The organism is Microbulbifer maximicatervae (SeqCode) (assembly GCF_052468295.1).
Genome location: NZ_CP174340.1, coordinates 2326684 through 2347743, shown reverse-complemented (window position 1 = coordinate 2347743; position 21060 = coordinate 2326684). Strand labels below are relative to the sequence as shown.

Genomic DNA, 21060 nt, shown 5'->3' with positions numbered 1-21060 from the left:
TTATGTCTACAGCAGTTGTAGAGAACAAGGTACAAGAGCTTTGTGAGCAAATAGCTCTTATGCTGAATGTTGATGCTGTCGATGCAGATACACCCATTGCAGAACTCGGGGTGGATTCCCTGAATATTGTCGAGGTGATTCTAATTTGCGAGCAGTTATACCCTGGGGTGATGAGCCCTGAAAATCTTGTTTTCGACGAACACACCACCCTAAGGGAAATGGATGGTCAACTACTTGAAAACTCGGAAGAAGTCTAGCGTACTTCGGGAGCAGTCAATGTTTAAAAAAGTACTTACCATTCTTATCAGTAGTTTTTTTATTGGAAATGTTGTTGCCTGGTTTTCAGGTGCTGCTCCCATCGAGTTTGGCAAGATTGCCTATTCAGAAGGCGAGATGGAGCAGGTGGAGTTTCTCCAGCAGGAGATTGGTGAAAATAGTACAGACCCCGACTTGATGTTGGAGCTTGGGCAGTTATTTAGTCATCATAACGAGCTTGAAAAGGCTGCACACTTGCTGGAAGCCGCGTATCAACAGCGTCCAGACGACATGCTGATACGTGCAGCGTATTACTCCAATGAGGGCAAGCGCGCAGGTGCGATGTTTGACCCTGCGATGGGGCTTTACAAGCTTTACCGTCTGCGGCATGCGATGGATGAGGTGGATCAAGCGGGTCTCAGTGCCGACTCAGACTTTAATGTGCGCCTGATACGGCTGATTACTTTTTCTTATGTAGGAGAAGTAAGCGGCCACTTTGAGCGGGTGTTCGAAGATGAAGCCTGGTTTAAGAATCTGATGGATTCAGAGCCCGATCTATTGCCGGCTGCTATGCAGCAGGTGGTGTATTTGTCTTTGGCTAATGCCTACTGGGTGAAAGCTGGAGAGGGCACTGAGGATTTGGCAGTGGCCATGGATTACTACCAAAAAGCAATAGCAATGGCTCCTTGTCCTGCCACGATGCAAACCTCTTGTGAGCAACTGGGGCAAATGGCAGTCACCCTGGGTAAAAGTTAATGTTGGTTGAGCTAAAGCGTGTTTCAAAGCGCTATCGATTGGGCGATCTGTGGGTCGATGCCTTGCGGGATATAGATCTTGCTATCGATCGAGGTGAGTTTCTGGCTGTGAAAGGGCCCAGCGGTAGTGGTAAGAGCACATTATTGAACCTTCTATCCGCATTGGATCAGTGTGATTCCGGATCAGTTCATATTGATGGCGTTAATCTTGGGAGTTTGGGAGAGCATCAGCGCTCCCTGTTCCGAGGTCGTCATATTGGGATTGTTTTCCAGTCTTTTAACCTGATTCCCGTGCTTACAGCACTTGAGAATGTGATGTACCCGTTGACACTGCGGGGGGCTAACAATGCCAGGCAACTAGCGTTAGACGCTCTGGAAGCAGTGGGGCTTGCCAAGTTGGTTAATCAGCGTCCTACCCAGCTTTCGGGGGGGCAGATGCAGCGAGTGGCGATTGCCAGGGCAATTGTCAGTAAGCCAGATCTGGTGCTTGCGGACGAACCTACAGCCAATCTGGATTCGCGCACGTCGGAGAGCATTATGAGCCTTATGAAGCAGCTCAACCGGGAGCAGGGTGTCACTTTTATCGTAGCCACCCATGATGATTATGTAACCAGCTTGGCATCCCGTGTTATCACGGTGCGAGATGGTCATTTGGTAGAGGATACAGCTTCGCCTCAAGGTATTGTTCAGGAGGCTTTTGCATGACAGCAATCATAAAAATGTTGCTGGCTAGGGGCCCGCTAACTAGAGCGGCTTTGGCTATTTCAGTTGCATTCTTAATTTCTGTACCAGCTTTGGCTGAAGACTTCGTCTTTCCAACTCCGATTCCATTCACCAATAGCGAAAGGGAGGCGCTGTTTGCTGCTGTCAATGGAGAAACGACCAGTGAGCAGAGAAAGCAGGCCTACTTGGCTCAGCTTGCGCGCCTTACGTCGATGGAAGATGCAGAGTTGCAGGATGTTGAGGAGTTAGAGGCTCTGATGCAGTCACTGTTGGAGAGTCTCCCGGATGACCCCGAACTCAATGCTGCATTGGGATCGACAACTTCCTTTAAATCCAGCTTCTACCTTGATCGATTGGCAAAACTATCGCTGTTCTCCAGACGAGGCAATCGCATGATGGACCGGGCTGTTAAACAATCTCCATTCAATCTGGGCGCCCGCCTTCAGCGGGGAATTAGCTGTGCCAATATGCCGGCCTTCCTAAAAAGAGCGCGCTACGCTGTTGAAGACTTGGAGCTGGTAAGGGAACAGGTGGGCAATCGGTTCGGTAAAGAATTTCTCGGCTTTGTAGAGTTCTACCTTGCCCAGGCTTATGAGCGCAACAAACAGCCCGATGATGCCCGGGTTCTTTGGGGGAAGGTGGCCGAGTCGGATACCGACTGGTCCGCTAAAGCCAAGCTGGCGCTTCGGAGTATTTAGTCATGGGCTTGGGTTGGAAAGTTGCACTGCTGAATATTATGCGTAACGGGCGCCGCAGCCTGATTACCTTGGCTGCGATCGTTTTCGGTTGTACCAGCCTGATTATTTTTGGCGGTTTTGTACAGTCGATGTATGAGGGGATGCGGGAGAGTATGATCCGCTCGCAGCTTGGTCATATACAAATCTATGCCAAAGGCTACAACCAGTTTGGCAAAGCGGAACCGGAAAAATACCTGATTGCTGATGGGGACCTTCAAAAGATTTCCGAGCTGGTAGAAAATGAAACCGATACGTTGGTGGTAGCGCCTCGCCTTAATTTCAATGGCCTGCTTAGTGATGGCAAGCAATCGATAGCCATCACTGGAATTGGTATTGATGCGGAGAAAGAAGTGATGCTTTCCTCTGCAATTCAGATTGTTCAAGGGGACGATCTATTTCCTGAGGATATTTCTGCTGCTCACCTTGGAGAAGGATTGTTCAATGCTCTGGATGTTCAGATTGGGGACTACTTGACCCTGTTGGCAAGCACCCAGGATGGAGCAATCAATGCTGTCGATGTACAGGTGATGGGGGTAATCACAACCGGTGTTAAGGAACTGGATGATCGCTTGCTCAGGGTGAATTTGCCTCTGGCTCAGGAACTGCTCTATACGTCAGATATTACACGGCTAGTGGTTTTACTGGAGGAGACCGAACTTACATCTACCTCAATTGCGACTCTGGCCAGTGTCTTTGAGCAGAACAATTTGAACCTAGAAATAAAAAGCTGGGAAGAACTGGCGGGTTACTATCATCAGGTTGTTGGCCTGTTTAACGGAGTTTTTGGTTTTATTACCGTAATTGTGTTGGTAATCGTCGCGTTGAGTATTTCCAATACCATGTTGATGGCAGTAATGGAGCGTACCCGTGAGCTGGGTACTATCCGAGCCATGGGCGGTACTCCCCGGCAGGTTGTAAACCTGATTTTACTAGAGTCGGTATTTCTCGGTTTGATCGGAAGTTTGCTGGGGCTACTGATTGGTGCACTGGCAGCCAAGGGAATTACCTATGCCGAATGGATGATGCCTCGGCCACCGGGCAGTACCCAGGATTATCCTATCCGTGTGTTTGTCGTGCCGGATATCTTATTGAAAACATTCCTGTTGGGTTTTTGTATTTCACTTGTTTCCAGCCTTTATCCAGCGATAAAAGCATCCCGGCTGCCGGTAGTAAAAGCACTTAGGTTTACTTGATTTGGGTCTTCTATGTATAAGTTGAATTCTTTTTATGGGTGGGTGTTGGCGATAGCCTGCTTGTTGTTTAGCTACTCAAGTTATGCATCGGTTTCGGCTGAGTCACTGGTTAATAAGCTGGATGACTTTCGCGGGTTCAGGGATCAGGGTTTTAGCTTTGATATCACCAATATCAGCTATAAAAAGGACAAGGAGCCCCGCACCAATAAGCTCAGTGTCAAAGTATTTAATGAGCAATCACTGATCCAATTTTTGGCGCCCGCCCGGGAAAAGGGCAGGGCAATGCTAAAAGAGAGCGCCAATATGTGGCTCTATATTCCCGGTACGCGCAGGGTTATCCGGATTGCGCCCTCACAGCGATTAATAGGCGAGACCAGTAACGGTGATGTAGTGGGGGCAAATTTTTCCCGGGATTACACGGCAGAGCTGCAAGGGCAGGAAACTGTTGATGGGGAAGATTACTGGGTGCTGTATTTATCGGCAAAATCCTCTGGAGTTGCCTATGACAAAGTAAAAATTTGGATGGCACAGGCTGAGGGAAACCTGCCTTTAAAGGGGGAGTTTTATACCCGATCCGGGCGCCTCCTTAAAACAGCGCACTATAAAGAGTTCAAGCAGTTTGAAGGCGAGCTGAAACTGCATAAATTACTCTTGGTGGATGCACTCATTGACGAGAGTTATACCTGGATGAAATTCGATGACTATCGTCTTGAGAGCCTGGACCCGGCAATTTTCCAAAAAGGCTCCCTTGGCAGGCTGAATTGAGGTGAGTCGGTAATGGTTATCAGAATCAGGACAATTCTCCCATTTATACTCCTTCCTCTCGCTTTTGCTGAAAAAGTTGCCGGTGCCGAAGGCTATCAAGATCCTTTCGAGACCAACTCGGAACTTTTCGATGAAGTGAGCACTGAGGAAGGGGTTTCTCGAGTTGTTTGGGATGTTGATGCTTCGCTACTCGGGTATCACCAGCAGAATGAAGTTAGGGATGATCCCTATTTCGATCCGGGTCTGTTTGTCTTTGATGAACAAGAGTCTTTACTTGCTCTGGATCTCAGTGGCCAGTTTTCCCTGGGAGCACACTTCTCAGTTTACTCGCGGTTTGCGGCGATAGAGCACTATCGGTCTAATGAGGCTGGAACATCTGAAAAAGAGACAGAATCCCATCTGCTAGAGGGGTATTTCTCTTCTTACACTGACAACCGAAGGTTTGGTATTAACGTCGGTCGGATAAAACCTCAGTGGAGCAACGGTTACAACTGGTCTCCAGCAAATCTATTAAAAGCCACTTTTGACCGCCCCAATCTGGATGCCGATGAGCTTACCCAGCAACTGGGCTGGGATATGGCCCATCTCGATTTCCGCTATGGTCGCTGGAACACCGGCATTTATATGGCTCAGGTTGAGGATGAACTGGATGGTCACTTTGACACTAGCGTAAATGACCATGAGTTTCAGTACGCTCTCGTGGTGAATCGTGAAGGTGACTTGGATACCCGCTTGGTATTACATCAGATAGAGGGGGAGGCAACCAATGTCGCTCTCGGGTTGAGTACTTTGGCTGGAGACAGTGCCACACTCAGGTTGGAGGGGGCTTGGGAACATCAGCGGGAGTTACCGCAGCCGGGCGAACTCTCCTATTTTCCAGCAGAGGACGATGGTTATTTGAAGCTGGTGCTTGGTACTCAGCTCAGCTTCAACCAGGGATGGGATGTTACTGCGGAGTATCTGTATAACCAGCATGGATTCGATGATGACGAGTGGGATTTGGTTCAAACGCAGGTAGATAGTGCAAAGAACGGATTGAACAGCGAGCGGGTTTATGAGGCGATTGCTTTTCTGTCCGATAGTTTTCACCTTTTATCTACCGGACAACTACGGCAGGAGTATTTGTTCTTGATGTGGGGTAACACCCGGCTGGATAAGAAGTTTCAATATCGCCAGAGTGTGCAATACAACCTGGATGACAAGAGTCAGTACCACAACCTGGAATTGATTCAGAACTGGACTGAGCATTTTAGTACTCGACTGCAAGCCCAGTTTTTCCGGGGTTGTGAGTCCTGTGAATTTGGTCTGCTGCCTACTGAAAGGCTTCTTAGGTTAAGTCTCTATTATGATTTTTAGCGCTTGCTGGCTAAAAGTGCTTCATATTTTTGTGCGATTTCCCGCTTGCCGGATTCCCTGCTAATAGAAATTAATGCCCGCAAAATATCTAGGTCCTGCGGAAACTGGTGATAGCCGTCTTCTAGAATATCCAGGGCGAGTTCGCTGTTGCCTTCTGAGTGAACGGCTATGGCGTATACGTAAAGATACCGGCTCTGGGTTTGCTCATGCTCAGCCGCCGCCTTTAGAAAACCCATTGCCTCCTGGTGGCGGTTCTGACGAACCAGGGAAAGTCCTAAGGCATGCTGGATTACGGCGATATCCTCACTCTTCGAAAGTGCCCCTCTGAGTAATAATTCCGCATCGGTTTCACGTCCACTTGCCCGGTAAAGGTCGGCCAAGTTGATATAGGCGGGTGTGTAGTAGGAGGCCTTGGTTATTGCTCGGCGATAGAAGGCTTCCGCTTGTTGCGTATTTCCTCTCTGGAAATGGAGGTTGCCCAGGTTTACCAGGGATTCCGGTCGGTCGCTGTTGAATAATTCTGAGGTGGTATAGGTTTTAAGGGCCTTTGAGTATTGCTGATGTACTTGCGCGGGCATAGTCCCGATCTGAGCATCGGTAACGCCATTGGCAGCCAGCGACCTGGTCACGGCCATTTTACTGAAAAGCAGCGGTACACCGATCATCAGTCGTAATTGCTCCGGTAGTTCATCCAGAGACTGCGCAAGGGCCAGGTTTAATAATGGTTCTTCGCTCTGGGCAATTTGTTGGAGTAACTGAGCGGAATTTATCGTCAGGTAGCGCGGTAACAAACGGATTGCGCTGGCCCGAACAATCTCCGGTTGACTGCTGTCCTGAATAAGGTCCATTAACATCTTATCGGCCTCGCTATCCCCGCGCATAGCTGCGTGCAATGTCTGCCCGTAGTGAGGGGGAGGTGAGCCGTATTTGTCTTCCAATATCTTCGCTGCCCACTGGCTCGATTTATCTTGATGGCAGCTGTTGCAAGTATTGGGGGTGTCCAGCGCCTCGGAAAGGTCAGGTCGGGGAACGCGGAAACTGTGATCCCGGCGCCCATCCACCTGCATAAAATTTTTCGTCGGCATATGGCAGTTTGTGCAGCGGGCACCGGGGCTTTGAGTTGGGTGCAGATGGTGATCAGTACGGGCGAATCGCTCCGGCATATGGCACTGGGCACAAACTGCATCACCAGCTGCTCTCAGTTGTAGACTGTGGGGGTTATGACAGTGGCTACAGGTAACACCTGCAGCGTACATTTTGCTTTGCAGAAAAGATCCGTACACAAATACCTCGCCATCGGCCTGGCCATCTGCGTTGTAGAGAGGCTCTTGCAGAAGTGTGAGGTTGAAATGATCCAGTAATTCGCTGTTAGCCTTCGCTCCCGGTAAATGGGTACTCCGCCGAGAATGGCACTGGGCGCAAGTTGTTATTTCACGCTGGATGGCTGCCGATGGCGCAAGCTTGGCAATCCCCGTTTGCAAATCCATTTCCCGGATCTGATGGGTTGGGTCAATAAAATGGGGATCTAGCCCTTTATTCGGCAATGCCTCATTTTGTGTTTTTGCCCACTGAATGTGCCTTGATCCCGGGCCATGACAGGATTCACAACCGACACTGATCTCTGACCAGGATGTCTGGTAGCTATCGGTTTGTAGGTTATAGGCCTTTTGTAGATTGGTGGAATGGCAGTCGGAACACATAAAGTTCCAATTCTGGTTTATGCCGGTCCAGTGCAGGGGATGTTGATGATCTATCGCTTGATCGGGATAGAGATGGAACCAGCGCTGACCACCGGCAGATTTGTCCCGGCTATCCCAAGCGATACTCAGTGCCTGAAGACGTCCGCCTCCCAAGTCAATTAAGTATTGCTGTAAAGGGTGGACACCAAATGTATAGGCAAGGGGATAGTCCTGGAGGGCTCCATTGGGCCCATCAGTGCGTAAGTAATAGCGCCCTTCCTTTTGATAGAAGTGAGATTTCTGCCCCTGATATTCAAATGCCACCCCGGAGAAATCACCTAGAACGCTGTCACTATTGGCGGCCTGCATTGCCAGCTGGTGGTGGGAACCTTGCCAGGCACTGGCCTCATCTTTGTGGCATACGGCGCATTGCGCGGAGCCCACGAAAGTGGTTTCTGAGCTGATTGCTTCATTCTGGCGCTTGAGAGGTTGGGTATCAACCGGCTCTTCGTTACCACAGGCCACCAGTACGAGACAGATAAGGCTGATTTTGAGGAGGCTAGTGCCAGCTATATTTATCACGGTTTTTTTATTGTGATGAGTTCTTATCTTAGGGAGTTATTCAGAGGCCCCCTAGGCCAAAAGATTAGTTCATGTGCCGTAAATGTCATTTTGTGAGAGGGCCAGAATGCTGGATTGGAAATTTAGGGTTGCCCTGAGCCGAGGGTGTCTATTGCTGGTTTTGGTAATCAGCTTACCGGCACTCGGTTCTCCCTTGCCATCCTGGCAAGATGGCGTTAAAGCCCAAATTGTGGCCTTTGTTGACAAGGTTACCCGTAAGGACAGTGCCGACTTTATACCTGTCGGTGAACGTATAGCGGTATTTGATAATGATGGCACCCTCTGGTCCGAGAAGCCCGTGTACTTCCAGCTGCTCTATGCCGCTGATGAAGTTAAAAGGCTAGCGCCCCAACACCCAGAGTGGAAAACGCAAGAGCCATTCGCTTCGATCCTAAAGGGCGATTTATCAAACCTGTTGGGGCAAGGCAGGGAAGGTTTGGAAGTAATGCTTACTGCGACTCATGCGGGATTGAGTACGGATGCCTTCCAGCACTCTGTTGCCCAATGGCTCAAGAGTGCTAAGAACCCGGAAACTGGCAAATACTACAGTGCGATGGTGTTCCAGCCCATGCTGGAGTTGCTGGAATACTTAAGAGCAAATGGTTTTAAAACCTACATTGTGTCGGGGGGCGGCACAGATTTTATCCGAGTGTTTTCCCAGGAGTTATATGGAATCCCCCCAGAGCAGGTTATCGGCAGCCGCCTAAAGTCCCGCTATGAAAATGGGGGTGGGCATCCCTATATCGTGAAATTAGATGAACTGGCCTTCCTCACCGATAAACAGGGGAAGCCTATCGCAATCAATGACGTGATTGGCCGGAGGCCAGTTTTTGCCGCAGGCAATTCCGATGGTGATTTACAAATGCTGGAATGGACCACCGCCGCTAAGGGGCCGCGTTTTGCCATGCTGATTCATCATACCGATGCCAAAAGAGAATGGGCATACGATAAGAACTCCTCAGTGGGGCGCCTGGACAAAGCGCTACAAGCCGCTAAGGCAAATGGCTGGTTGGTGGTAGATATGGCGAAGGACTGGCGGACGGTGTTTCCGCCAGAAGCGCAGGATCAATCAAGCCAGGGGCCGGTGATTCCTCAAGTTCCCGCCTACCAGGACTAATCTTAAAGCGGTGTATTGAGCCTGCCAATATTGAGGTGTGTAATGCTCCTGATCTCCCGATCCCGTCTCCGACAGTTCCTTTTGGTTGTACTGGCTGCTGTATTCCTTTCCCCTGGTAGCCTATTCGCGCAGACCAAACCCAATATTTTGGTGATCTGGGGAGATGATATTGGCATCTGGAATATCAGCTTCAACAGTCGCGGCATGATGGGCTATACCACGCCCAACATTGATCGGCTGGCGGTAGAAGGGCTCTCTTTTACCGATTACTACGGCCAGCAATCATGCACAGCAGGCCGCGCAGCTTTTTTAGCGGGTAATGTTCCAGTGCGCACTGGCATGACTAAAGTGGGGCTTCCAGGTGCCAAAGAGGGTTGGCAGAAGAGTGATGCCACTATCGCCACAGTAATGAAAAGCCTGGGTTATGCCACTGGCCAGTTTGGTAAAAACCACCAAGGGGATAGGGACGAACACCTGCCCATCAACCATGGTTTTGATGAATTTTTTGGCAATCTCTATCACTTGAATGCCGAGGAAGAGCCTGAGAACCGGGACTATCCCAAAGACCCAGAATTCCGTAAGAAGTTTGGCCCCAGAGGAGTGATTAAGGCCAAGGCCGGCGGACCAATCGAAGATACCGGCCCCCTTACCAAGAAACGGATGGAAACCATCGATGATGAAACCCTAGCGGCAGCTATCGACTTTATCGAACGTGCACACGCGGCTAAGACCCCATTCTTTGTCTGGTGGAACGCCACCCGGATGCACTTTCGCACTCATGTCAGAGAGGAGCACACAAACCTTGCGGGCCCCAACAGCAATGAGTATATGGATGGCATGGTTGAGCATGACATCCTGGTAGGAAAGCTGCTAAGTGTGCTCGATCGCCTGGATATCACCGACAATACCATCGTGTTTTATTCCACAGACAACGGCCCCCACTTCAATACCTGGCCAGATGCTGCAACTACGCCATTTCGCAGTGAGAAAAATTCCAATTGGGAAGGGGCTTATAGGGTGCCAGCCTTTGTACGCTGGCCGGGCAAATTTCCAGCGGGCACTACGCTGACAGGTATTGTCTCCCATGAAGACTGGCTGCCGACTCTCGCTGCGGCTGGGGGGAACCCGAATATCAAGGAACAGCTCAAGGGAGGTGTCGAGCTGAATGGGCGCGAGTACAGAAATTATGTTGATGGCTACAACATGATGGATTACTTCACCGGCAAAGCAAAACTTTCTCCAAGAAAAGAATTTATCTACGTAAATGATGACGGCCAAATTGTAGCTATGCGCTACGAACCCTGGAAAGCTATTTTCCTGGAAAATCGCGGGCGGGGTTTTGAAGTCTGGCGAGAGCCCTTTACTGAATTACGAGTGCCACTATTGTTCAATTTGAGGCAAGATCCTTTTGAAAAAGCCCAACACAACTCGAATACCTATAACGACTGGTTTATAGACAGGGCTTTTGTCTTGGTTCCCATGCAGCAACTCGCATCAAAATTTTTGCAAACTATGAAAGAATACCCACCCAGCCAGGTACCCGGATCTTTTAATTTGGATAAAGTACAGAAGCAGCTGGAAGCTGGGGCTAGTGGTAGTAATTAAAAAATATAGATATCAACACAAGTATCAATAAAGGTAGGGCCCATGGATAAAATTCATATAGCACTGTCGACTAATCAGATAGAAGAGTCAGTTGCCGACTACAGTAGAAGGTTAAATACTGCTCCCTGCGTGCATGTGCCCAATGAATATGCTTTATGGCGAACTGCCACTGTTAACTTATCGATTCGCCATGATCCAAACTGTGAAAGCGGAACGCTTAGGCATCTAGGGTGGGAATCAGATGGTGCCGATACATTTACCGCAGAAACTGACATTAATGGCATTACCTGGGAACACTTTAATGCTGAGCTTCAGGCAGATGAAATCAACAAGGCTTGGCCCAAAGCCAGCTACCACCCAAAGACATAGCTGCCGGGGGACCGAAATCAGTCAAGAGGGCTGGTAACACCGCGCTCATGTACGCCTATAACATGGGTGTAAATCATGGTTGTACTGATATCGCTGTGGCCAAGCAGCTCCTGAATATTGCGTATATCAGTACCAGCACGTAAGAGGTTGGTAGCAAAAGAGTGGCGAAATGTGTGGCAACTCGCCTTCTTACGGATATTGAGGGCTGAAACGGCCTTGGAAACCGCCCGTCTTACTTGTTGCTCATCAATATGGTGCCGTCGCATCATATCGCTGCGAGGGTCTTGCGATAGAAATCGAGCGGGGAACACATATTGCCAAGCGGCACTTGTAGCCGCGTGTGGGTACTTTTTTGACAGTGCGAAAGGTAAATAGACATACCCATAGCCTTCTGCCAAATCCTGCTGATGTAGAGAGAGCGCATGTGCAATCTGCACCTTGAGGGGCTTGACCAGGGACCGAGGCAGCAGTGTTCTTCGCCACTTCTCCCCCTTGGATTCCCGTACTATCAAGCATTGATCACTAAAATCAATGTCCTGCACCCTGAGCCGCACAGCTTCCATAACTCTAAGGCCTGAGCCATACATTAATGAAGCGGCAAGCTTATATGGACCACTAAGGTACTCTAATACTGAAGTTGCCTCTTCATGGCTAAAGGTAACAGGCAACCGCTTAGGCCGATGGCTTTGTTCGAACTGTAGTTGTCCTAACTCAATATCCAGAAACTGCTTATAGAGAAAGACAACCGCATTCAAAGCCGTTCTCTGAGTGTTTGCTGATACTTTGCGATTAGCGGCAAGGTGACTTAACCACTGATCTATTTCAGACTTTCCAAGGTCCTGCGGATGTTGCATCCCATGAAAGCGTATAAAGTCCTTCACCCAAAAGCAGTATGTCTTTTCTGTTTTGTATGCCAAATAGCGAGACCGTATAAAAGCCCTAAAACGGTCCATAAAGCGGGATGGTTGCTGGGGTAGCGGAATAGGGATGTCGTCCATCTCCACAGCCTCAATACTGTATGGATTAACAGTTTAATGAACATTTGGCTGGGAGTCAGCAGGATTTTCGATCAGTTTGACTGTTATTTTTGGCTAGAGGTAAAAATGATTGAAAACCTGATGTATCACAATAGGTTAGAGAGATCGTATAAAATGGGGATAGTAGGCAAAGTGATCGTTTTTACATTTGGTACAGTGGTTCTGAAAGATATGTAACATATTGATTTTGCTTGGGTTTTGTGTGTTTTTTCGTTAGATTGATTCCAGGATAGTAATCAGGATAATAGTGATCAGAATGATTACTATATAACTGTTATACGTAAAGGACGATATGGGAAAGAAAAGCAGAAGATTTGTCGCCAAAGCATATCCAGGAGGAGTTTGGAGGGTTTGGAATAAAAAGCTCAAGAAGTACTGGGGGCAGGAATATAAAAGACGTCCCGATGAGTTAATAGATGAACTCAACGGGGAAAAGCGCTGTGATGTATTAACTAAGCTATCAAAGCATTTACAAGTTGAAAGAAATAAATCGTAGAATAATAATTATGCCAATACGTAAACATCAGGCAGCAACGTATAACCAGCGCCGGCACAACGGCAGCATTTCATGCTGCCTGACCTCGCTACCGCTCGGCCTGTGCGTCGAGCGTTAGTGCGTCAAGCTAAGCTTGATGCTTCTTGCAGGGTGGAAGTCCCTGTCGGGTAAGGCCTAACCAGCCACCTGTATCGAGTGTTGCGCGTAGGGCGGAACAGAAGGGAAAGAAAATATAATTATCTTTTTTTTTTCAACTGTGAACAAACTATGTGAAGCGTACACAGAGAATTCTATAGGCCATAGGGATTATCGTGATCCTGAAGTGCTGGTATCGCTCCGATAATAAAGTGAGCTCCGATTGACGAGATGTGTAACGCCATCGAAGTCCAGGCAATGCAACCGTAATGGTAAGGTTGTTGCGGATCGGCGGGGTTATTAAGCCGTGGCATGTAGAAAGAGAAGTATTGAGAACTTGAGAGATCCGAGCAGGTTCCTGAAGGAGCAGGTAGAGACGTTAAGCCTAATGGCGAAACCAACGAAGACCACTCGGAAGTCGGATCAGCTCATAGTAGTCCGAGAGCGGGAAAGCCGCTTACATGGCGAAGGGGCTGACAGTAATATCGGTGTGCAACAGAAACATAGTCCGGACAAAGTAGGGCTGGAGACACTATGACAACCGCCTTGCACGCCATCGCATTTAAAGCACAGAGCCACCCCAGACACAGGTTTCAGAATTTATACGGACTGCTAAATTCCAACCTGCTGTATCAAAGCTGGGGCCAGCTCAATAAGCAGGCCCGCCCCGGTATCGACGGAGTAACTACCGAAGTTTACCGGCAAAGACTGCCGCAAAATATTCAATGCCTACATCAACGGCTGTGTGACAAACGCTACCGCACCCAGGCGATTAAGCGGGTATTGATTCCCAAAGGCAACGGCAAGCAGCGCCCACTGGGGCTGCCTACGGTGGAAGACAAACTGGTGCAGCAGAGCGTAGCGCAGCTACTGCAAAGTATCTGGGAGCAGGATTTTCTGCCCTTCAGCTACGGTTACCGTCCCAGGAAAAGCGCCCACCAAGCCGTACACAGTCTTGGCTTAAATCTGCAATTCAAAGGCTACGGCTACATCGTTGAAGCCGATATTAAAGGCTTCTTTGATCAGCTGGATCACGACTGGTTACTGCGGATGCTAGCCCTTCGTATCGACGACAAAGCCCTGCTGACACTGATTAAGCAGTGGCTGAAAGTACGCGTGCAAACTCCAGATGGTAAGTTCAGTAAAGCGGCAGCAGGCACCCCGCAAGGAGGTGTGGTCAGTCCGGTACTGGCGAACATCTATCTGCACTACGTCCTGGATTTGTGGTTCGAGAAGAAAGTTAAGCCGCGTATGCGTGGCAGAGCCATGCTAATCCGGTACGCCGATGATTATGTAGTGGCTTTCCAATTGAAAACGGATGCAGAGCGCTTTTACCGGGTACTACCGCAACGGCTGAACAAGTTTGGCCTGCAGTTAGCCCCCGAGAAAACGCACCTGAAGCGCTTTAGCCGCTTCCATCCGGGCCGAAAACGGCAGTTCCAGTTTCTGGGTTTTGAGTTCTACTGGAGCTTGGACGTCAACAAACGCCCCAGGCTCAGGCGCCGGACTGCCGCACAGAAACAGAAGGGCGCAATGGAAGCGCTCTACCACTGGATCAAAGCCAAGCGCAGTGAGCGTCTGAGAGAATGGCTGCCCACACTGAAGCGCAAGCTACAGGGGTTCCAGAACTACTTCGGTCTACCAGACAACAGTCGAAGCTTGTCCCGTTTGTACAGCTATGTTTTACACAGCATACACAAATGGCTCAACCGGCGGAGTCAGCGCAAGAGTTACAACTGGAATGGTCTAAAGGAAATGCTGGGATATTTTGGGCTAAAGCCACCGCGAGTATACAAACGCAGTATACTTGTGGACTGGTATTAGGGTTCGTGCTTTACACGAGCGAATATATTACTGAAGAGCCGGATGCGGTAGTTCCGCACGTCCGGATCTGCGTGGGGGCAGTTAGGGTAACCGGCTGTCCTACCACTACTGTGAGCAGGAAATAGAGCATATGGACATCGCGATACAAATGATTGATCAAGCTTGGCAATTACTTGTGCGTATTCCATTTTGGTTGTTGTTGTCCACACCATTGATAATCGCTCTCTACTTTTATGCAAAGAAAATCAGAAGCGTGCAGTGGAATATGGCAATAAAACTGTTGCTTTTTGTTCCACTTTCGGCCGTCTTACTTGCTCCAATGCCGGTTGGCATGTTCATAGCACTCGTGCCTAATGGTTTTTTGCTCTTTAGTGGCCTTGAGTACTACAGTAGGGTTTTTGCCTGGTGTGTTTCATCCATACTCATATCAATGATAGTTTGTTACTTCGTAGGCAAGAAATACCTGAGACCCACATAACAAGGTGCGGCAGCTGACATCTTACTTTGTGCACGGCGTTAGAAATATATGAAATTTATACCAATAACACTAATTCTAGTTCTCCTAAGTGATGCGGTATTTTCTGTAGATCTATCAGCTCTTGTAACACCTATATCTGTCAAGTCTTCGAACTATTCTGAAGGTGAGACATGCGCCCCGGAAGATGAGTGTATGCAAATGGGTTGGTGGAGAGAGTATGAGGTTACAAACATTAAGCCAATCTATGGCTCTATAGATGAAAAGACCATTTCGGTATTACTATTTAGCCACTCAAATTGGTATTACGAAGAAAAAGATCAAATGCAGTGGTATGTAGAGCTGGAACGTATGCCGGAAGCAAAAAACAAATTTATAGTGATAAATTGGTCTATCGAGCAGTCTATCATCTGCGTGGGTCATAAGATCGACAATTACGATGTTGTTGCGCTTTCTAGTTCGGAAGGTACGCAGTTTTGCTACGATACTTATGATTTTGGTGGAGAATAGAATTTCTAACAAAGCCATCAAAAATCGCGCTTTCAGCGCTGGACTCGCAACAAGTTGCTCGCCTTTTATGGCGACGTTAGGCTTCCCAGTCCGCACCATGAGAAGGAAATTTTGACTATGTTATTAAAACCTAAATTTTGTAAATCCATTATTTTTATTGCTGCTGCTTCTGTGCTATCTGCTTGCGATAATTCTTCATCATCTTTAAATGGCGTGTCGAAAACGGATGTTTGCAAAGCTGCCATCCAATACCTTTCCTCAATGAATGGTGATCGTAATGAGGCCATAGAGCAAGGCGGCATGGTAAGAATTAACCAAACAAGAGCAAGTGACGGAAAGCGTTTCTATTACGACTGCAAAATAAGCGGTAATAGAATTTCTTGGCGAATGAATCAAGCCGATGGAAGCATGGGGAGATGGAGAGACGGTGAATATGACCCCAAAGTTACATTTTCTGTGTCTAGTGGCCGTATTTCCATTCGTGAAAATTAAAAAAGCCAAACAAGTGACTATGGTTACTCGTCAAGTTTTTAAGCCATACTTTCATCCCAGTAGGTGTTGTTTTTCACCATCGTATTCAGAATCGTAATCTGCTTTCTCATGCAGGCAATCAGAGCGACCTTTTTAGGTTTGCCAGCGTCGACTAATCGCTTGTACATCGGCTTTAGTTTGGGATGATGCTGTATGGCCGACATGATGGAAACAAACAAAACCGTTCGTACACGATGCCTTCCACCCCGAATATATCTCTTTCCCTGGAAGCTGCCGCTATCACGGTTCATCGGGGCGATACCGACAAGTGCAGCGATTTCTTTACGGTTCAATTTTCCTAGCTCGGGAAGTTCACTCATCAATGTATAAGCCAATACATTTCCAACCCTTTAGCGCTCAACAATAGGTCCCGCCTTTGCCGCCACTCAGACACACTGTTAACCAGTTTATCCAGTTGCTTGTCGATACCTTGTAACTCTTTCTTGATGGTGTTTAGAATGGCCTGTATAGGTTTGTGCACTGATTTAGGCATCCTCTGAAGCCGATTCTTTTGCATTGTGCTCATCTCTAAACACTGACTTCTTACCGCCAGTAAGTCACTGATCTCCCTAAGTTTTTCTGGCTTTAGCTCCGATAGTCTTGGCTTCATGGCCTCACCAAAATGTGCAATATCCATTGCATCTAGCTTGTCAGTTTTGGCGAGGCGCCCTGCGGATTTGGCGAAGCTTCTTATCTGTGAAGGGTTGCAAACAACAACAGGTAATCCTGCTTTGTCAGCGGCGCAAACAAACTCTAATTCGAGTCTTCCTGTAGACTCTATTAATACTCTTTGAGGTTTAAGAGGTTGTAATTGTTTAATGGCATCCTTAATGCCATTTTTATCATTGGCAACACTAAAGAATTGGCCAGTAGGTCTCACATAAATATCGAGTTGTTTACTGCTGGTATCGATACCGACATTGATCTCTTGAGGTTCCATAAGATAAGCTATCTCCGCCTTGCTATTCGGGCTCGAGGCCCACATGACTATCCGAGTTATGCCTAGTGAGTGTCTGTCACGTTCCTACTTGTTAACGGTCTTTATAAACCGGCGCAGCAACGAACTGTGACAAACAAGGCCTTCGGTGGCCGCCGAAGGTGGGTCTCAATTTACCCGTTAGCGAAAAGGATTTTCAACATCAGAATCAGGCAAGAACAACCATACAAGCGGCTGTAGCCGCCATGCTTCGCATGGCTGGGACGGCTTTTCCGCAGCTTCGCTGCTACAAATCCGCCCCTAAGCCGGGCGCTAAGTTTATACACAAGTTTTTTCAGTTTTATTATAAAAATCAATGAGTTACAGTTTGTACATTATAGGGGCTATAAATTTGGCTGGATAATTATGCAGGACTGGGTCAGGGACGAAGTGAAAAATCAGGTTATGGGTAATACACGATTGAATAAGCGCTTGTCCAATATTCTCAGTAATTTAAGTTCCGACCCAAAGGGTAGCATTCCCTGTGCAAACAAGTCTTGGGCAGAAACCTTTGCAGCCTATCGATTTATCGAAAATAATAAAGTCAGCTTTGACTCCATATGAGTGGCCATAAATCAGCCACTCTTGAAAGAATCAAGGTTCAACCAGTTGTTCTTATCCCTCAGGATACCACTTTCCTAAATTTTGCTACCGATTTAGAAAGCAAAGAAATGGGAACACTCCGACGCAAAGAGACTAATCAGCAGCTCCTACATACCTCTATCGCTATAACACCATCCAGAGATAATCTGGGCATTATTGAGGGTAGCATGTGGCAGCGAGATAAAGAATCTAGTGCTAATTCTCGCTATACCAAGTCGATACAAGATAAAGAGAGTCGACGCTGGCTAGACCATTATGAATCACTTTGTGAGATACAAGAGCGCTGCCCTGAAACCACGATTGTGAGCATCGCGGATAGAGAGGGGGATATTCATGAGTGGTTTCAATTAGCTGAAGATCAAAATGAACAGCGGCATGCAAGCTATATTGTTCGAGCCAAGGCTAATCGTAGTTTAGAGATCGAAGGAGAAGATACGACTTTACTTTAGGACTATACGACCAAGCAGAAGTCCATCGGGAAATACTCAGTAGGTATCCCCAAAAGGAGTAGACAGCCAGAAAGGGAAGCTAAGGTCAGTGTATCCAATGCAGAAGTAAGATTGCAGGGAAAAGGGAAATCAAAACGACCTCTTTCTCTCTACGCAGTCTTTGCTAAGGAATTAAGCCCACCAGAAGGGGAAAAAGGTATTGAAGGATGCTGCTGACCGATCTTGCAGTTGCGGACTTCAAGCAAGCGAGGATCATTATTGAGTGGTATCGAAGTCGATGGGAAATTGAAACCTATTTTCGAGTGGTGAAAGGTGGGTGCCAGATAGAAAGTATTCGCTTTAGAACTGAGCAGCGAATGTTGAACTGTATTGCAATCTATATGATTATTGGGTGGCGTCTACACTCCATGACAACACGGGCACGAACGCTTCCTGATACGTCGTGTACGAAATTCTACTCTGAAAAAGAGTGGCGTATGATATGGATAATGCAAGCTAAAACCTCCCCACCAAATGAAGCTCCAAGTATGAGAGATATAACTTGTATGCTGGCAGGACTTGGAGGCTTTCTGGGACGGAATGGCGATGGTGAGCCCGGAGTTAAAACTGTTTGGCGGGGGTACACTAAACTGCTCCATTATATGGAGGCAGCGGAGGCTTTAAATGGACTTAAATGATGTGTATAAAACACAGTGGCGGCGTTAGGTAAAAGACTTACCCACGTTTAGTAGACACCCTGTATAGTTAGGTTTAGGCCTAACACGGAGGTGTATCATGGGTAAGAAAAGAACTCAGGCGTATACGGAGGAGTTCCGTAGAGAAGCAGTTAAGAGAGCGGAAAAGCCTGGAGTAACAACGGCTTCTGTGGCAAGAGAACTAGGCGTCAGCGCACAGCAGATCTACAACTGGCGTCGTCAATTTAATCGACTGTCTGATAAGCAGTTCAATAGTTTAGACGGTGTCGACTATTCCAAACAGGAAAGCGCTGAAGTTCGCAAGCTCAAGAAGGAGCTGCATGAAGCTCGTCAGGAGGTTGAGTTTCTAAAAAAGGCAGCTGCGTACTTTGCGAACCACCAAGAGTAAAGTACGCGCTGATACAAGAGCATGTAGGGTCATTCCCGGTTAGCTTGATGTGTCGGTGTTTAGAAGTCTCAAGATCGGGTTATTATCGATGGCGGGGGCGGTTGCCATCTGCTCGCACGATTAGAAAGATACGAACAATCGAGAAAATCCGAGAGACGTTTTCTGAGTTTAAAGGTCGTTATGGAGCGCCTAGAATCGCTTGCGAGCTTCAAGAATTAGGCGAGTCATGCTCGCGGAACTACGTCGCTAAGCTTATGCAACAAGAGCATATTAAAGCGAGAAACGGCAAAGGCTTTCGATATAGTCAGCCAGTAGAGAGGAATATCAATGTCGCCGCCAACCTACTTAAGCGTTGCTTCGATGTGGATCGACCAAATTGCCGCTGGACCAGTGACATTACGTATATCTGGGTTCTGGAGCGGTGGTTGTACCTCGCGGTAGTTATGGATCTGTACTCTCGACGTATTGTAGGTTGGGCATTTGACTCCCAGATGACCGATGAGTTGACACACCGAGCGTTGAAAATGGCCCTAGAGCGACGACAAATAAAACCTGGACTAATAGTTCACTCCGACAGGGGTGTGCAATATCGATCGCAGAAATACCAGGATCTCTTGTCTGAAAGTAAGTGCAAGCCGAGTATGAGTCGCCAGGCTAACTGTTGGGATAATGCGGCAATGGAATCATTCTTTAGCAGGCTAAAAGCCGAGATGGTCTATGCCAGAGCATTCGAAAGCGAAGAGCAAGCAAAATCTGCAGTGTTTGAATACATTGAGATTTTCTACAATAGGGTTCGTAGGCACTCTGCATTGGGCTATGTAAGTCCAGCAGAGTATGAGCGAAAATACGCATAGTTAGAGTGTCTACTTTTTGTGGGCAAGACCAGTAATTATGGATTCTAGTGTATTTCCAATAACTGTGAGTTTTGCAATCTTGCTTTTTTTGGTGAAAGACGCTTTCGAAATGGTACGCAGAGCGAAGGCTAGGCATAGGAAAGTCAAAGCTATTAAAGCATTGCTAGCCAGTGAAATAGAAAAAATAATTGAGTTATAAAGTGCTTGAGACTTCATTTGAATGGATTGCCAGATGACTGGAAAGATAGCAGGTATGAGCTTAGTGAAACTTCCTCCGGATTAGTAAGCGTAAAGGAAATTCGCAAGGATGGCGGGGGAGGTGAAATGTCCATATTCCCTGTATCTACAAGAATTTTTAGTAAAGTAATCGTAGAGATAGCAGAACTGGATGAAAAATTATTCGAGCTTTCAGAGAAAGCATACGAGGGTGTGGCTGAAATAGATCATGTAAGGGAAAGCTTAGTGGGCTATATGCGTACTAAGGGGGATCCTGATCGTGATGCTCACATTGAGAGTTTTTGTGATTACGCGGTGGATCAGTTGGCGGATTCATTTATAAGCTTACATGAGTTGTGCAAGTTCTGCACAGGAGAAGACTTGAACTCTCATAGATTAAGGCCCTATACCATACAGGTTGCTGCATCCGACCACCTACACTCCGCTCGCCTTGTGCTGTACGCTACGCTAGCACAAGGCAGCTCCATTCCGGCAGCGGCTGAGCAAGGCCTTATAGGGAAAGGGAAGCAGGGTAATGAGAAAAATCAAGCTCAGAGAAAACGTATCTTTCTCGCATCCAATAATCGGTGTGGTTTCCAGTCTAGTTTCCTTTGTTAGCCCCTTGGTGCAGGTCATTCACACAGCATTGGCGTCAAGCGCCGCACATTCAGTGGTTTCGTTCTCAGGGGGTTTGTG

23 protein-coding genes and 1 pseudogene are annotated in these 21060 nt (G+C 47.7%); 21 read left to right on the top strand and 3 right to left on the bottom strand.

Translation table 11 applies throughout. The features are described 5' to 3' along the window. Nucleotides 1-2 precede the first annotated feature (2 nt). The 7 genes from ACJJIQ_RS10715 to ACJJIQ_RS10685 are packed head-to-tail and all read left to right on the top strand — an operon-like array spanning nt 3 to nt 5784. Nucleotides 3-257 (top strand): acyl carrier protein, encoded by a 255-nt coding sequence (locus tag ACJJIQ_RS10715; protein ID WP_282933202.1) that lies wholly within the window; start codon nt 3-5, stop codon nt 255-257. Nucleotides 258-276: 19 nt separating this feature from the next. Then, nucleotides 277-1011 (top strand): tetratricopeptide repeat protein, encoded by a 735-nt coding sequence (locus ACJJIQ_RS10710; protein ID WP_444894156.1) that lies wholly within the window; start codon nt 277-279, stop codon nt 1009-1011. Further along, a complete protein-coding gene (locus ACJJIQ_RS10705) occupies nt 1011-1715 on the top strand; it encodes an ABC transporter ATP-binding protein (RefSeq protein ID WP_108732869.1) in 705 nt (234 codons plus the stop codon). Before ACJJIQ_RS10710 ends, ACJJIQ_RS10705 begins: the two co-directional genes overlap by 1 nt. Further along, on the top strand, nt 1712-2431 hold the full coding sequence (locus tag ACJJIQ_RS10700) for a hypothetical protein (protein ID WP_445364579.1): 720 nt from the start codon (nt 1712-1714) through the stop codon (nt 2429-2431). The genes ACJJIQ_RS10705 and ACJJIQ_RS10700 overlap by 4 nt, the downstream gene beginning before the upstream one ends. A gap of 2 nt (nt 2432-2433) precedes the next feature. Next, on the top strand, nt 2434-3663 hold the full coding sequence (locus ACJJIQ_RS10695) for an ABC transporter permease (protein ID WP_444932922.1): 1230 nt from the start codon (nt 2434-2436) through the stop codon (nt 3661-3663). Between the two features lie 12 nt (nt 3664-3675). After that, complete coding sequence (locus ACJJIQ_RS10690; protein WP_444905588.1) at nt 3676-4428, top strand: outer membrane lipoprotein-sorting protein; 753 nt, start codon at nt 3676-3678, stop codon at nt 4426-4428. Nucleotides 4429-4440: 12 nt separating this feature from the next. Then, nucleotides 4441-5784 carry a hypothetical protein gene (locus ACJJIQ_RS10685; protein WP_445364578.1) on the top strand — a complete coding sequence of 448 codons (1344 nt, stop codon included), beginning with the start codon at nt 4441-4443 and terminating at the stop codon, nt 5782-5784. Here the strand turns inward: ACJJIQ_RS10685 and ACJJIQ_RS10680 are convergent. Beyond that, a complete protein-coding gene (locus ACJJIQ_RS10680; RefSeq protein ID WP_445364577.1) occupies nt 5781-8045 on the bottom strand; it encodes a multiheme c-type cytochrome in 2265 nt (754 codons plus the stop codon). The genes ACJJIQ_RS10685 and ACJJIQ_RS10680 overlap by 4 nt on opposite strands. 106 nt (nt 8046-8151) lie before the next feature. Between ACJJIQ_RS10680 and ACJJIQ_RS10675 the strand changes: the two genes are divergently transcribed. The 3 genes from ACJJIQ_RS10675 to ACJJIQ_RS10665 are packed head-to-tail and all read left to right on the top strand — an operon-like array spanning nt 8152 to nt 11175. After that, nucleotides 8152-9201 (top strand): HAD family hydrolase, encoded by a 1050-nt coding sequence (locus ACJJIQ_RS10675; protein ID WP_445364576.1) that lies wholly within the window; start codon nt 8152-8154, stop codon nt 9199-9201. Between the two features lie 42 nt (nt 9202-9243). Beyond that, nucleotides 9244-10806 (top strand): arylsulfatase, encoded by a 1563-nt coding sequence (locus tag ACJJIQ_RS10670; protein WP_445364575.1) that lies wholly within the window; start codon nt 9244-9246, stop codon nt 10804-10806. A 42-nt stretch (nt 10807-10848) separates the two neighbouring features. Beyond that, nucleotides 10849-11175 (top strand): VOC family protein, encoded by a 327-nt coding sequence (locus tag ACJJIQ_RS10665; protein WP_444905583.1) that lies wholly within the window; start codon nt 10849-10851, stop codon nt 11173-11175. Nucleotides 11176-11192: 17 nt separating this feature from the next. Here ACJJIQ_RS10665 and ACJJIQ_RS10660 read toward each other — a convergent pair whose 3' ends face one another. Next, nucleotides 11193-12173, bottom strand: coding sequence for an integron integrase (locus ACJJIQ_RS10660; protein ID WP_445364574.1), 981 nt, complete (start codon nt 12171-12173; stop codon nt 11193-11195). Between the two features lie 331 nt (nt 12174-12504). Here ACJJIQ_RS10660 and ACJJIQ_RS10655 point away from each other — a divergent pair, with 331 nt between their 5' ends. The 5 genes from ACJJIQ_RS10655 to ACJJIQ_RS10635 all read left to right on the top strand — a co-directional run bounded on the left by ACJJIQ_RS10655 (nt 12505) and on the right by ACJJIQ_RS10635 (nt 16144). Beyond that, entirely contained in the window at nt 12505-12708 is a 204-nt protein-coding gene (locus tag ACJJIQ_RS10655) for a hypothetical protein (protein ID WP_445364573.1), read from the top strand. Nucleotides 12709-13377: 669 nt separating this feature from the next. After that, nucleotides 13378-14667: a group II intron reverse transcriptase/maturase gene (gene ltrA, locus ACJJIQ_RS10650; protein ID WP_444925282.1), complete on the top strand. Its 1290-nt coding sequence runs from the start codon at nt 13378-13380 to the stop codon at nt 14665-14667. A 130-nt stretch (nt 14668-14797) separates the two neighbouring features. Continuing rightward, nucleotides 14798-15145, top strand: coding sequence for a hypothetical protein (locus tag ACJJIQ_RS10645; protein ID WP_444913509.1), 348 nt, complete (start codon nt 14798-14800; stop codon nt 15143-15145). 48 nt (nt 15146-15193) lie between these two features. Further along, nucleotides 15194-15652, top strand: coding sequence for a hypothetical protein (locus ACJJIQ_RS10640; RefSeq protein WP_444911051.1), 459 nt, complete (start codon nt 15194-15196; stop codon nt 15650-15652). Between the two features lie 117 nt (nt 15653-15769). Beyond that, nucleotides 15770-16144 (top strand): hypothetical protein, encoded by a 375-nt coding sequence (locus ACJJIQ_RS10635; RefSeq protein WP_445364572.1) that lies wholly within the window; start codon nt 15770-15772, stop codon nt 16142-16144. Nucleotides 16145-16182: 38 nt separating this feature from the next. Here the strand turns inward: ACJJIQ_RS10635 and ACJJIQ_RS10630 are convergent. After that, nucleotides 16183-17123 (bottom strand): annotated as a pseudogene (locus tag ACJJIQ_RS10630) (IS110 family RNA-guided transposase). 402 nt (nt 17124-17525) lie between these two features. On the opposite strand from ACJJIQ_RS10630, the gene ACJJIQ_RS10625 reads away from it, so the two are divergent. The 6 genes from ACJJIQ_RS10625 to ACJJIQ_RS10600 all read left to right on the top strand — a co-directional run bounded on the left by ACJJIQ_RS10625 (nt 17526) and on the right by ACJJIQ_RS10600 (nt 20982). Next, complete coding sequence (locus ACJJIQ_RS10625) at nt 17526-17723, top strand: IS4/Tn5 family transposase DNA-binding protein (protein WP_445364571.1); 198 nt, start codon at nt 17526-17528, stop codon at nt 17721-17723. Between the two features lie 107 nt (nt 17724-17830). Next, nucleotides 17831-18211 (top strand): hypothetical protein, encoded by a 381-nt coding sequence (locus tag ACJJIQ_RS10620; protein ID WP_445364570.1) that lies wholly within the window; start codon nt 17831-17833, stop codon nt 18209-18211. Between the two features lie 206 nt (nt 18212-18417). Continuing rightward, complete coding sequence (locus ACJJIQ_RS10615) at nt 18418-18888, top strand: IS4 family transposase (RefSeq protein WP_445364569.1); 471 nt, start codon at nt 18418-18420, stop codon at nt 18886-18888. A 97-nt stretch (nt 18889-18985) separates the two neighbouring features. Beyond that, complete coding sequence (locus ACJJIQ_RS10610; RefSeq protein WP_444926030.1) at nt 18986-19294, top strand: transposase; 309 nt, start codon at nt 18986-18988, stop codon at nt 19292-19294. A gap of 8 nt (nt 19295-19302) precedes the next feature. Then, complete coding sequence (locus tag ACJJIQ_RS10605) at nt 19303-20148, top strand: IS3 family transposase (protein WP_445364807.1); 846 nt, start codon at nt 19303-19305, stop codon at nt 20146-20148. A gap of 216 nt (nt 20149-20364) precedes the next feature. After that, complete coding sequence (locus ACJJIQ_RS10600; RefSeq protein WP_445364568.1) at nt 20365-20982, top strand: hypothetical protein; 618 nt, start codon at nt 20365-20367, stop codon at nt 20980-20982. Nucleotides 20983-21060 lie beyond the last annotated feature (78 nt).